At 33.7% G+C, this 14,123-nt stretch carries 8 protein-coding genes; 7 read left to right on the top strand and 1 reads right to left on the bottom strand.

Annotated features, from left to right (window positions below):
- Positions 1 to 19: 19 nt before the first annotated feature.
- Positions 20 to 355, bottom strand: a complete 336-nt coding sequence (locus tag Q5Y73_RS11950; protein ID WP_305992126.1) for a PadR family transcriptional regulator — start codon at positions 353 to 355, stop codon at positions 20 to 22.
- Between the two features lie 443 nt (positions 356 to 798).
- On the opposite strand from Q5Y73_RS11950, the gene Q5Y73_RS11945 reads away from it, so the two are divergent.
- The 7 genes from Q5Y73_RS11945 (at position 799) to Q5Y73_RS11915 (ending at position 14,002) form a co-directional block, all read left to right on the top strand.
- Complete coding sequence (locus tag Q5Y73_RS11945) at positions 799 to 1,917, top strand: ROK family protein (protein WP_305992125.1); 1,119 nt, start codon at positions 799 to 801, stop codon at positions 1,915 to 1,917.
- A gap of 19 nt (positions 1,918 to 1,936) precedes the next feature.
- The gene (locus tag Q5Y73_RS11940) at positions 1,937 to 3,172 is read left to right on the top strand and encodes an anaerobic sulfatase maturase (protein WP_305992124.1); all 1,236 of its coding nucleotides are present in this window, start codon (positions 1,937 to 1,939) and stop codon (positions 3,170 to 3,172) included.
- Between the two features lie 54 nt (positions 3,173 to 3,226).
- A complete protein-coding gene (locus tag Q5Y73_RS11935) occupies positions 3,227 to 3,862 on the top strand; it encodes a chromate transporter (protein WP_305992123.1) in 636 nt (211 codons plus the stop codon).
- Positions 3,863 to 3,880: 18 nt separating this feature from the next.
- Entirely contained in the window at positions 3,881 to 4,417 is a 537-nt protein-coding gene (locus Q5Y73_RS11930) for a chromate transporter (RefSeq protein ID WP_305992176.1), read from the top strand.
- Positions 4,414 to 5,409, top strand: coding sequence for a formylglycine-generating enzyme family protein (locus Q5Y73_RS11925; RefSeq protein ID WP_503366721.1), 996 nt, complete (start codon positions 4,414 to 4,416; stop codon positions 5,407 to 5,409). Before Q5Y73_RS11930 ends, Q5Y73_RS11925 begins: the two co-directional genes overlap by 4 nt.
- 76 nt (positions 5,410 to 5,485) lie before the next feature.
- The gene (locus Q5Y73_RS11920; protein WP_305992121.1) at positions 5,486 to 7,045 is read left to right on the top strand and encodes a sulfatase family protein; all 1,560 of its coding nucleotides are present in this window, start codon (positions 5,486 to 5,488) and stop codon (positions 7,043 to 7,045) included.
- A 240-nt stretch (positions 7,046 to 7,285) separates the two neighbouring features.
- Complete coding sequence (locus Q5Y73_RS11915; RefSeq protein WP_305992120.1) at positions 7,286 to 14,002, top strand: S-layer homology domain-containing protein; 6,717 nt, start codon at positions 7,286 to 7,288, stop codon at positions 14,000 to 14,002.
- Positions 14,003 to 14,123 lie beyond the last annotated feature (121 nt).

Genomic DNA, 14,123 nt, shown 5'->3' with positions numbered 1-14,123 from the left:
ATAGCACCATTAATCATGATTAGTACTCCTTTTTCCATTCATTATATTTGTTTGAAAAGAATGATAAATTTTTTATCTTCGCTTCAATATCTACGTGAAAATCTTCTAATTTTCTTTTTCCAACTTCAGTAATCTTGTACATCTTTATCAGCTTATCTTGATCAGATGTATCCAAATAAGACTCGACAGCACCTTCTATCTCTAATTTTTTTAGTGTGCGATAAATAATTGCACTATCAATCGGATTGACGGGAAGCTCTTCCTCACATTTCTGTAGAAGTTTCCCTCCATAGCTATCTCCCTCTGTTAAAAACAACAAAAGGAATGCACCTGTATGTCTTCCTGTATGTTTCATTAAACATCGTACCTCCTTAGTTAAACTTAAAATACTTTGATCATAACGTTAATAGAATAGATGTTAATAACATTAAACTGTCATTAACAGTAATGTGTTATTAACATTATATTGTCGATATAATTTCATGTCAACTTTAAAACCTCAAATAACCCTATCCTAAAATTAAGACAGGGATTTAAAAAAGTCATATAATTTTTGACGAAAAACACTTTACCTAAAAAACTAAAATAACTCGTTTAATATCTAAATCTACATGACTTAAAACTTATTTGTAACAAATGTGTTAAGAAACCATTAGAATCCTATTAAATTTGTATCACTTTTTTGGGTGTAGTAAGGGGTATAAAATTTTCGTCTTATGTAATCGGTTTATATACACTAAGATATAAGCATAGCCACGATCAATAATTAATTAAACCAATAAATTAATTATTAGGTAGGTGATTGGAAAAATTTTAAACAACAATTCAGTTCAATTCAAAATGAAACAATCAAACAAATCTCTAATTTTAAATTTACTCTTAACAAATGGTCAGACAACTAGAAAAAAGCTAGCTGCTTTAACAAATTTAACGGCGGCAACCATTACGAATTTAACAAATGAGCTAATAAATGAACAATTAATTGTTGAAGTAGGGACTGCAGAAAGCAAAGTGGTTAGAAAAGGACCTAAGTCGATTATTCTTGATCTAAACCCTACTCATTGGACCCTTGGTATACACATTCGAATGGATAGAATGGAGATTGGATTTGCAAACCTAAAAGGAAAAGCAGTGAAAGTAGAAAATATTCCATTCTCAGCAAATATGGCCGGCAATCAATTATTAGATTTTAAAATAAATAAAATCATGGAATATATACAAAAAAATGCAGAGATAACTGCTGTATCCATTGGTGTTGTTACTTATGGCTTAATGAAGGATGATAGAAGGTTAGCATTAGTTAAACAGTTAGAACGACAATTTCATTTGCCAGTGTATATGGATCATCATGTAAGAGCGATGACCATTGCTGAGAGAATGTTTGGTTCTTATAAGGACAGCAAGCATTTTCTTGTAGTTTATATAGGTCAAGGCATTGGTTCAGGACTTACGATCAATGGTCAAGTGTATAGTAATGAAGCTAGTTTAGGAAATCAATTAGGTCACATGGTTTATATGCCTAATGGAAAACCGTGCAAATGTGGTCAAAGGGGATGCATTGAACAATATGTATCTGAAAAACTAGCTTTAGAAGAGCTGAATTGTTCATCCATTGCAGCTATTATTGAAAAATTAAAAAATAATGATGAGGATTGCATTCATGTATTAACTAAATATGGGCAATATTTAGGAACTGTAATTTCTTCCTTTATTCATATGATCTATGTGGAAAAAGTCATTTTAGGAGGGCAGCTTATATTTGATAACTCTCCGATTTTAACTGAAACCCAAAAATACGTGGATCAATCTAAATTAACAAATCGTCAAACTTCTGTAGTTAGATCATCTTTTAGAGATGATGCTGGAGTGATTGCTGCGGCAAGTATTGCATTCAAAAAGAACATTTACACTTTTTAAGTAAAAGAGGTGTGTATAGATGAGTTGTGACTTAACAGTAAACGAACGTCATGGATTAAATGTGATGTGGAAAACAGTTTCTAACTACTGCAACTTAGCATGTGATTATTGTTACTTTAATGGCTGCAATGGAATGAAGGCAGAAGAGGTTAAAATTCAAACCCATCTATTACAGAAGTTCATAAAGCAATATATGAAAGGTGTTAACAAAGTTGCATCTTTTGCGTGGCAAGGGGGAGAACCTTTATTAGCAGGTCTCGATTTTTTCTATGATGTAGTTGAAATGCAGGTCGCATTTGCTCCTCCTCATACCTCTATTAATAATGTGATTCAAACGAATGGTACTTTAATTAATGAACAGTGGGCGAGGTTTTTTAAACAATATAACTTCTTGGTTGGTGTGAGCATAGACGGTCCCCCTGAAATCCATGATCGTCATAGAACTTACAGCTCTGGTGCTGGAAGCTACGAAGCTGTTATGAGAGGAATAGATTGGCTTCGTAAATACGAGGTGGACTTTAATATTTTAACAGTAATACATGAAGAAAATGTTCAGCTAGCAGATCAACTTATGCAGTTTTATGAACAAGAACATTTCACTTATGTTCAATGGATTCCTGCCATGAATTTTAAAGCTCAGGATAACAGTAATACAGTTGACTATTTTATTTCTCCAGCATCTTATGGGAATTTCTTGTGTGATGCATTTGATATATGGATTAAAGAAGGGCAACCAAAGACGTCCATAAGGGTTTTTGACAACTTATTAACACATCACATGAATCATCCACCAGAGTTATGTATACATCAAGAGTCTTGTCCTAAAACCCTAGTTATAGAAAGTAATGGTGATGTGTATCCGTGTGATTTTTATATGCATGAATCTTTTAAATTAGGCAATGTGGATGAGGATTCGCTTTCTGCGATTTTAACACACCCTAAGTATGCAGAATTTTTGGACTTGAAGAGTACACTGCCAGAAACATGTCGATCATGTGAGTATTTATCTTTATGTCATGGTGGATGTCCAAGGAATCGCCGCTGGATTAGTGGAAAGATCACAAATCCTGATTATTTTTGTACTAGTTATAGACAGCTTTATGCACACAGCCAAGAAAAGCTATCATCGCTAGCACAAAAGATACGTCAGGAATGGAAACATGATTGGGTTGAATCAGGACATTCACTTCCAGCCCGCAATGAGTCTTGTTTTTGTGGGAGTGGTCTTAAGTTTAAAAAATGCTGTGGAAGATAGGATTGACAGCGAAGTTTCATCAGATGCTTACCATTATGAGATGGAAGTGATTTCATGTTTTTTCATTCAAATAAAATGAAATTAATAGCACAAATTTTTATTACATTTCTAAAAATAGGACCCGTTACCTTTGGTGGGGGTTACGCCATGATCCCTCTTATAGAAAGAGAGGTTGTAGAAAGACGAAAATGGGTTAAAACTCAAGATATTACAGATATTTTTGCGGTAGCAGAATCCGTTCCTGGAGCCATAGCGATTAATACCGCGACCTTTATCGGTTACAGACTAGCAGGAATACCCGGTGCGATTGCTGCCATGGCAGGGGTGATGCTGCCTACTTTTATGATTGTAATTGTGTTAAGCATTTTCTTTTTGCGGGTTCAAAACCATCCCAAGGTGGAAGCTGCTTTTATTGCCATTCGAGCGACCATTGTAGCTCTGATTACTTATGCAGCCATTAAAATCGGCAAAATATCCATCATTGATAAATCTACGGTGGTATTAGCTATATTGACGGTCGTCACGATGTATTTTGTGCATATTCATCCCATTGCACTCATCCTATTTGGAGGCATTATTGGTATTGGCATCATACTAATCAAGCAAAAAAGAGGAAAAAGGATTCATTTTGAAAAAGAAGAACAGCAGAGATACAAGTATACAGATTATTATATAGGTGACGGAATTTAGGAGGGGCGATGTTAATTGATGTGGGAATTATTTGTGACATTTTTTACGATTGGCATAGTTTCCTTCGGTGGAGGATATGCGATGATTCCACTCATACAAGAGGAGATCGTCGTCCAACATCAGTGGATGTCTATACAGGAGTTCACGGATGTGATCGCAGTTGCAGGGATGTCTCCTGGTCCAATCGCAACAAACAGTGCAATTTTTATAGGTTATAACCAAATGGGGGTATGGGGAGCCGTAGTCTCAGCAGTTGGCATGATCTTACCTTCGTTGATCATTATTTTAATGGTCGGAGCCATTTTTTATAAAGTTCAAAAGAACATCATGGTGAAGTCCGCACTTTATGGCTTACGTGCTATTATTACCGGTTTAATTGTTTATGCGGCTATCTTATTTGCTGTAAATAATGGTTTGGTAACTTCCTTCTCTTTTTATACAATGAGTTTGCTTGTTATCTATGGGGCTTCCCTTGTTGCTTTAATATATTTTAAAATTCACCCTGTATATGTGATTTTAATTTCAGGATTAATCGGTATTGCAGTATATGGATGAAGGTAGGGGATAGAGTGTCCACGGAAAAGGGAATCAAAACATGTTGTGCAGCGAGCAGAATTACGAATGAGAATATCTCGTCTCAAATAACAAATAATCAGCAATCTACTAAATCAAATGAGCAGATCAATAACTCACTAATTTATATAGAAGGTGGTTCGTTTTTAATGGGAACGGATAGTCGCGAAGGATTCCCTGAGGATGGGGAAGGCCCTGTGCGGAATGTATCTTTAAAATCCTTTTATATTTCTCCATATGCGGTAACAAATGATGAGTTTGCTATCTTTGTTAAATCAACAGGGTATGTAACTGAGGCTGAAAAGTTTGGTTGGTCTTATGTGTTTCATTTATTAGCTTCTGATGAAATAAAAAGTGGAATCAAAGCCACTTCGCAAGACACACCCTGGTGGTTGCCAGTAGAGGGTGCTTGTTGGAAGGAACCTGAAGGACCAAGAAGCTCTGTTGAACATCGTCTTCATCATCCAGTAGTGCATATATCCTGGCATGATGCGAAAGCATATTGCAGTTGGTCAGGAACTAGGCTGCCTACAGAGGCAGAATGGGAATATGCTGCCCGAGGGGGCTTAGAACAGAGGACATATCCTTGGGGGGATCAGCTTAAACCAAATGGAGAGCATCAATGTAATATTTGGCAGGGAAAATTCCCAAAGGTAAATCATGCTAGTGATGGTTATATCGGTACATCCCCTGTAGATGTTTATAAACCGAATGGATATGGACTTTACAATATGTCCGGTAATGTGTGGGAATGGTGTAGTGATTGGTTTTCTCAAAATTATCATCACACAACGAATCATATTAATCCACAATATATGAAAGTAACAGGGAAAAGATCTATGCGTGGTGGTTCGTTTTTGTGTCATCGATCTTATTGTAATCGCTATCGCGTTGCGGCTAGAAGCTCCAATACACCTGACAGCTCAACAAGCAATTGTGGATTTCGTATCGCAGCAGACTGTCTTCAAAAGTGATGGTCTTAGGTTCATTTTATTCCGCGGGAAATAAATGATGAATTTAAGTGAGAAATCAAGTAGGAGGAGAATTAGAATGAAAAAACCTAACATTTTATTTATTACTAGTGACCAGCAGCATTTTAATACGATCGGTGCCTTTAATGCTGAAATCAAAACACCTAACTTGGATCGTTTAGTAAATGAAGGCACAATGTTCAAACGAGCTTATTGTCCTAATCCAACTTGTACACCATCAAGATCATCTATTATAACAGGCATGTATCCAAGTCAGCACGGAGCTTGGACATTAGGCACTAAACTTTTAGAGGATCGTCATACCGTAGGTGAAGACTTTTTAAAAATTGGTTATCGAACAGCATTAGTTGGGAAGGCACATTTCCATCCTATCCATGATACGGAGGAGTTTCCATCTCTTGAATCGTATGGAAAAAATGCAGATTTAGATTTTTGGAAAAATTACGATGAAACCTTTTATGGTTTTGAACATGTTGAGCTTGCTCGAAATCATACGAATGATCCATTAGTTGGACAGCATTATGTATTATGGTTAGAGGAAAATGGATGTCATAACTGGCGTGATTATTTCGCAAAGCCAACAGGGAATATGAAGACCCCATTACCGCCAGAGGTGCAATCTGATGGAGATGATGGGGATGAAGATATTATCAAATATAAGTGGCAGCTTCCAGAAAAATATCACTATAATACATGGATTTCAGAGCGTACAAATGCGCTATTAGAAGAGTATGTAGAGAATGATGAAAATTTCTTTTTGTGGGCAAGTTTTCCGGACCCACACCCACCTTATTATGTGTCGGAGCCTTGGGATACGATGTATGATCCTGATAAGCTGACCATTCCTAAGGGTAAACCCGGTGAACATGATAAAAATCCACCTCACTTTCAAAAAACACAACAGAAAAATCCTGACTTTTCATCTTATATGGAAACAGGCAAAGGAATTCATGGTTATCATAGTCATTTGGATGTGAATGAAGAGGATCATAAAAAACTTACTTCTACCTACTACGGTATGGTTAGTATGATGGATAAATACATCGGTAAAATTCTAGACAAGTTAGATGAATTAGGGATTGCAGACGAAACATTGGTTGTGTTTACGAGTGATCACGGTCATTTCTTTGGTCAACATGGCTTGCAGTATAAAGGTGGATTCCATTATGAGGATTTAATTAAACTGCCATTTGTTGTACGTTACCCTGGAAAAGTTTCAGCAGGTGAAGTTTCTGAGGCTTTAGTTTCGCTGGTTGATCTTGCACCAACGTTCTTAAACTTTGCTGAACTTCCTGTACCTTATGCAATGACAGGAGTAAATCAAAAAGAGGTTTGGCTGGGCAAAAAGTCATCAGCTAGAGATCATGTCATCTGTGAGTTTCGTCATGAACCTACTACAATTCATCAAAAGACGTATGTAAATGAAAGATATAAAATGACCGTGTATTATAACCAAACGTATGGTGAACTGTTTGATCTGGAAGAAGATCCGAATGAGTTTAATAACTTATGGAATGACCCTGAGTACGAAACATTAAAAAGAGAGCTGTTTATGAAGTATATTTGGGCAGAGTTAGGAAAAGAATCGATGCCTATGCCGCGGATTTCTCATGCTTGAGTTTAATTTGTTAAAGTAGCTTATCATCTTTAATGAAATAAGAGTCTAACCTAATAAAGGTATATTGCTTTTATAATGAAAGCATATACCTTTTTTTGAGTAGCAAAAATCAAATTCCAATATTTAACTTTAGTAGTACTTGTGTCCTATAGAAGGAATATACTAAAAACTAAGGATTTTTTTTGAAGTATATTGTATTATATGTTTTAATATATGAAAAAATAAGATGGAGTTGAGTTCATGGCTAATTCTAGTTATAAGATGTTTTTGATGTCCTTATTAGTGATGGTGCTTATTTTTACTTCTGCATTTCCTACAGCAGTAGTACAAGCTGAGAATGAGGAGAATGTACAAAGCTTACAAACGGAAATCATAAATGTAGATGATGGAGAAAATGATGAGCCAATTCAAGAGGAGATTCCGATTGAGGAAGATCTAAAGGGAAATGGGAATTCTGAAACAGAGATAGAATCCTCTGATACAGAATATGCAAAAGAGATAGTAGAAACTGAATTAGAAATTGTTGATGATCCGAATGGTAAAGAAGATCAAGAAGTACAAGGAAATGCTCCTGGTACAGAAGAGTTTGAATTATTAAGTGAGAAAGAAGAATATCAGGGTCAAATTATTGATGGTATTGAAGTTATATTTCCAGTTGGTTATGATGTGAGTTTTATTGATGGAATGATAAAAATGTCTGGGCTTTCAGCATGGAATGAAATAGAACTTTCAGAGTTAAATGATTTAGAATGGGCTGCAAATGAACCATTTCAGCTAAATCTTTCCTTTAAATTAATTAACGATTCAGGAGATAGCATAATATATGTGTATAAACAGGATTTTTCTGAGTCTGAGTCTCATGTAATAGAGTATATAAATTTATATGAATCTACTGTTAATAAAGTAATAGTTTATACTGAATTTGGAGAAGATGGTAAACTCTCTTTTACTGATGATACTGATTATGTTTCATTCATTGGTGATGTTGATAGCTCAGAAATGCAATTTTGGGTATCCAATCAAATTCAGCGTTTTCACTTCATATATGAGGGTTACATAGATGAAGATGCAGGACAAGCTTTTCATGTTGTGAGTGAAGTAAATGCAAACGACTTAGATCCTAATGAACCTGAAATGATTACCTTTAATTTTGAAGATACTTTACTTGTAAACCTTAAAGAATCTGAAATTGGTGATAATGAGTCATATGTGCGTGGATTACCTGTTGGATACGAGTTTGTACAACTAATAAAGGGGTCAGTTGGATCAACAAACAATGATGACATCTTCGAATTGATTTACTCCTTTGAAGATTTATTAAACTTAGATGGGTTACAGAGTGAAGAAACCTACTACTTAGATATGCTTCTTCAACTCAAAAACACGAATGATGAATCATTTATTACGTATTACTTTACAGATGTTTTAATTGGAAATGAAATATTGACTTTAGACAATATTGATTACTCAGATAATGTGAAAAAGATGCAGACACAAATCAATTTAGAGGATACAGATCCATCTGTTTATTTTGCTATCCCTACGGAGTATGGATACCTTGAAACTGATTATAACTTTTATTATATGTATGGAGAAAACTCTGAGATAGATATAGCAGAAATATGGATACCTAGCAATTTAAATGGATCAATAATTATTAACTATTCTGGTTATAAAAGTGAGAGCACTCCTTTTATATTCAATAAAGAAATTGTGATAGAAGAAGATACTAATTTTTATATCAATTTTGAAGATGAGGAAATAAAAGAGGTTACATTTGAAAGTGATAATGAATTTATACAAGAAATAGGGATTGAATATTTAAATTCAAAAGTAATTTTAGATATTGATCAATATATTGAAAAGTTATTAACCACATCAAATCAATGGAAAAATATTCATGCAGTTTATTATAAGGATAATATAACATGGTATGTGGAAACCGGAAAACGTTATTTAAATAATGATAGATATTTGTCCCTCCAAGATAATATTAGAGGTAATTTTCAATACACCTTAGAAGAAGATAACTCACTATATGTAAAAATGTATGAATTAACAAATTATGATTTTAATTTCATAAGTATAAGTGGTTTACAGCAACCTATACAAATTACCATTAAAGATTCAGGAAGAAATCCTGTCTTAACGGAAACATTTGAAAATGATTCCATATCTCCAGATGAAACTTTTATACATGATGTTTCTTCTCTTTCCTCAGGGAGATATTATTATGAGATTGAAATTCCAGTTGCAGCTAACGAATCTATTATATTAGAAGATTTCTTTTATCTTACAATATTCAATCCAGTATTACCTCCAGAAAATTATGAAATTGAACAATTAATCGAAGGAGAAATTGTTTCAGAACGTTCGTCTTATCCTTTTTATTCTTTTGTTGATCTATGGGAGGACAGGGAAAGATTTCAAGATGAAGAAAATTATACGGTTAGTATGCTTCTTCAGCTTAAAAATATAGAAGATGATTCGAGCGTTTTATATTTTTATCAAGATACTATAACAGGAGAAGACCTATATTCTGAGGAAAAAATTTCGCTTCCAGATGAGGATTTAAGAATTGTACGGGCACAAATAAATCCAGAGGATCAATCACCTTTTATTTATTTCTCTATTCCCGTAGAAACAGATAATGGAAATTATGAGGTATTTGATAATGTTAGAGGACATATATTTGATGATGAGGAAAGAGCAGAGGAGTTATGGTTACCATATCATTTGAATCAACTTTCTGTTCATTACACTGGTTATAACAGTGAGGATATTGCCTTCATATTAACAAAAGATATTGAGTTCGAAGACAACTCTAATTTAATAGTTGACTTTGAAGATGAAGAAACAGTAGAAATTCCACTTGAAAGTGACAATACAACGATTGATGATATAAAAATTATTTATCCAAATTCTGAAGTATGGATGTACTTAAAGGAAGGTATGGATCGATTTTTAATTACACGGAATCAGAAGGTAGAAGAGATAGAAGTTTCGATTAGTAAAGAAGATCAAGAATGGAATTTATTGTCCGAAGAAATAAATTTATTAGAAGACATTACTTTATCACTTTCAGATGGATATGAGGGTGAGTTAGAATTTGATGTTAATGATAAAACACTGTACGTAGAAACAATCATTAATAATGAACATTTTAAAGTAATAGATACTTGGTTTTTAGATAATCCTATAGAAGTTACTATCACGGATACAGAAGGAGATTTGGTTTTAAAGGAAGAAATTTTTCAGTTAGATACCTATCAATTTCATAATATTTCTGAACTGCCATCAGGAACTTATTCATATGAGATGAAAATCCCATTTTTTTCTAGAGAGTTTATGATAGTAGAAGATTCATTTACTTTTTATGATCCTATAACTCCACCTGAGAACTATGAATTTGACTATCTTTATGAAGGGGTAATTAGGTCAAAAGATAATAATCATTTATATGATCGGTTTCATACTTTTAGTGAGCTGCTGGAACTTGAAGAACTAAAAAATGAAGAAGAATATGTATTAGATCTAGTTGTTAAGCTTAATCATGCTAATGACGATTCGCAAATGTTGTACTATTATACAGGTACTGTACTTGGAGAAGAGTTGTTTAACTTTGAAAGTATTATACTGTCAGGTGAAAATGTAAAAAAGGTTCAAGCACAAATCAATCAAGGAGATGATGATCCTTCAATTTCTTTTTCATTTACAGGAGAGGAAATAGGGTACTTTGCTCCTATCTTTGATGATATTGGGACGGAGATTAATGAATTTACAGGAGTAGCAGAAGTATGGGTTCCACATCATTTAACCGAAATTACAGTTCACTATACAGGATATAATAGTGATAATGTGCCTTTTATACTATCCGAAAATATTGTAGAAGAAGATTTTGATTCTATTATTGATTTTTCAAATGAGAATACGATAGAAGTTTTATTAGAAAAAACTAATGAGGAAGTAATAGAGGAAATAGATCTTTTTGATGACGGTTCTAGAGTTAGTATGCGTATAAAAAAAGATATCGATCGTTTCTTAATTACACAGGATCGACCAGCAGACGAGATACACATAAGTTATTATAAAGAAGGTCAGGATTGGAGAGTGGCAACTGATACTTTAAATTTTTCAGAGGACATGACTCTATCACTTACAGATGATTACACAGGTGAGTTAGAAATTGATGTTAATGATAATACTTTATACGTAGAAACAATATTAAGTAATAGCCATTTTAAAGTACAAAATTTATGGAATTGGAATGAAAATATACAAATTAAAATTATGGATGAAAAAGGTGATATGGTATTAAATGAAAGAACTAATAGGTTCTTTAAGTACCAAAATCATGATATTTCTGAATTTGAATCCGGGACATACCAGTATGTACTAGACATTACGTTGTCTGAAAATGAATCGATTGTATTGAGTGATTCATTTACAATATACAATGTAGATGTGACACTTGAAGAATATGAATTTGAACATATTAAAGATGGAGTCATTCGTTCATTGGACAATGAAGGTACTTACGAATGGTTTTATTCTTTTAATGAATTAATGGAGTTTGTAGAATTACAAAACAATCATGAGAGCTATTCAATAGACATGCTTCTCCAACTAAGAAATGAAAATAATAGTTCTGTTTTTTATTATTATACGGATACTTTGACAGGGGAGCAGATTTTATCTTTAGAAGAAATTGAATTAACGAGTAACAACATGAACCAAATAGATATTTCTACTTTTAGTGGATATGATGAACAAGAAATGACATTTAACTTTGAAGGTTTAAGTTTTCATTATTATGATCTAGAAGAGAACTTTTCATTATGGTTCCCTGACGAATCAAATTTAATGAATGTAAGGTATTCTGGCAGTAATATACGAGATAGAGGTTTTTATTTATTTAAAGATATCTATATGGAAGATTATAATTCACCACTAGACTTTACTTCTCAATTTGATGATGCTTTGGAAGTAACCATTGAGAGTGAGGAAGGTGAAGTTAATGGTTTAAATATTTATAATGAAGAGGGTTATTACTTATCTTCCTTCGCAGACTGGATGAGTTCAGATATTACTGTATCTGTTACTCCTGATCAATATAGATTTATGATATCTTCAAGGGAAACTAATGAATCAGATCTTATACTTTGGAATTGGTCTTCAGATTTAATAGATTTAGTAGAGTTAGATGCAAATTTAACATTGACTTTATCTAATGAAATAGAAAGTAATGTAGAGGTAACTATTTCAGATGAAATGCTGCAATCAGAATATAGCCTCTATAGAGGAGATTTCTACTTATACGAAATATTTTCTTGGGAATCACAAGATGAATATTACCCTAAAATTACAATAAATAAAATCAATGATGACGGAGGAAAAGAAGAAGTAGCTTCATATCAAGGGTACTTCATGGGTTCAGAGAAGTCCCTTGAGGAATTAAACTTATCTTTGGGTACTTATGAGTATGTTGTATCGGTTCAAGTTAGTACAGATGAAGTAGTTATGATGGATCAACAGTTTATGATTGAATCAGAGGATAATGATAACTCTGGTGATGGAGATACAGATGGTGGAGATACAGGAAATGGTGATTCTGATTCTCCTGATAACGGAGGCGGTAATCCTCCGATTGGTGGTGGAGGCTTTCCTACTAATGATGAATCAGACCCCGAGACAGTCACAAATAAACAAACAGAAGAAGAGTTACAGGGAGAAGAAGCTGAACTGCAATCTACAAATATAGACGTTTCAGAAAGTATTACAACGAAAGAAAATGATGAAGGGGTAATAACACAAATTGTACAAGTCGATGATCAAGCGATACAGGAGGCTTTAAATACTGCGGAAGAAGTGAATCAATTTATAATTGACTTATCTAGTATTGAATCAGAGGCAGTGGATATTCAGTTAAGTGGACAAAGTTTTGAAGCAATGATAAATAAAAATGAAAAAGCGGTTTTAGAAATGGTTGTTGATCAAGTTTCTTATCAACTTCCTATAGAAGAGATTCAACTAGATCAGATAATTGGACAATTAGGCGGTACTAGTGCAGAGGGTGTTCAGGTTTCAATACAAATAAATAAAGTGAGTCATATCCAATTAACTAATGAGCAGAATAAGCTTGATATGACATCAGAAATTTACGAATTTGAAATTAAGGTAACATCAAGAGATAATGAAGTGAAAGTAGATCAGTTTAATCAATATGTAGAGAGAAGCATTATTGGAGAACAGTATTTTGACCCCAATCGATCAATAGCCGTTCGATTAAATGATGATGGCACTTTCACACCGATTCCAACAATATTTGATGGAAAAGAAGCGATCATTAAGAGTAACTCAAATAGTAAATATGTGGTCGTAGAAAACTCAGTTTCTTTTACAGATATTGATGGCTGGTATCAACAATCGATAGAAAAGTTGGCAAGTAAATATATAGTCAATGGAATTAGTGAAACTGAGTTTGCTCCCAATCAAGTTACGACTCGTGCTCAGTTAGCAGCCATGTTAGTTAGAAGTTTAGATTTAAAAACCACCAAAGATTATTCAGCTAACTTTACAGATGTGAGTGGTTCAGAATGGTATGTAGATGAATTAAATGCTGCAGTAGAAGCTGGAATTATTCAAGGGTATGATGATAATACTTTTAGACCTAATGATCACATTACGCGAGAACAGGCTGCTGCAATCATTTATCGAGCTATGAACTTAGTGCAATATGAACAGAGTAAATTAAATCAAAATATAGAAATAAGCCATAAGTATTCTGATTATACAAATATTAGTGACTGGGCAAGAGAAGCAATGCAAGTTGTTGCTCAAGCGGGTATTCTTGGTGGAAAAACAGAAGATACAATCGAACCTTCTTCATACGCAACTAGAGCTGAAGTAACTATCATGATTGAACGTTTCTTAAAGCTTGTAGGTTTCATGAATTAATAAGTACGAATAGAAAACAAACCATCTAAGGAGTAAGATACTCCAAAGATGGTTTGAAAAAGCGAAAGAAAAGTATCCTAATCTTAATGATCAAAGACCCTCTAAAGAAACTAAAAGTAAT

Origin of the sequence: Chengkuizengella axinellae (assembly GCF_030730905.1) — a bacterium.
In the GTDB taxonomy this organism is placed as follows: domain Bacteria; phylum Bacillota; class Bacilli; order Paenibacillales; family KCTC-33759; genus Chengkuizengella; species Chengkuizengella axinellae.
This window is presented reverse-complemented; position numbering and strand designations above follow the sequence as displayed.

Bases quoted from the DNA above. Each gene is read 5' to 3' on its own strand.
- Q5Y73_RS11950 (WP_305992126.1), bottom strand. From the start codon at position 355: ATGAAACATACAGGAAGACATACAGGTGCATTCCTTTTGTTGTTTTTA.
- Q5Y73_RS11940 (WP_305992124.1), top strand. From the start codon at position 1,937: ATGAGTTGTGACTTAACAGTAAACGAACGTCATGGATTAAATGTGATG.
- Q5Y73_RS11935 (WP_305992123.1), top strand. From the start codon at position 3,227: ATGTTTTTTCATTCAAATAAAATGAAATTAATAGCACAAATTTTTATT.
- Q5Y73_RS11930 (WP_305992176.1), top strand. From the start codon at position 3,881: ATGTGGGAATTATTTGTGACATTTTTTACGATTGGCATAGTTTCCTTC.
- Q5Y73_RS11925 (WP_503366721.1), top strand. From the start codon at position 4,414: ATGAAGGTAGGGGATAGAGTGTCCACGGAAAAGGGAATCAAAACATGT.
- Q5Y73_RS11920 (WP_305992121.1), top strand. From the start codon at position 5,486: ATGAAAAAACCTAACATTTTATTTATTACTAGTGACCAGCAGCATTTT.
- Q5Y73_RS11915 (WP_305992120.1), top strand. From the start codon at position 7,286: ATGGCTAATTCTAGTTATAAGATGTTTTTGATGTCCTTATTAGTGATG.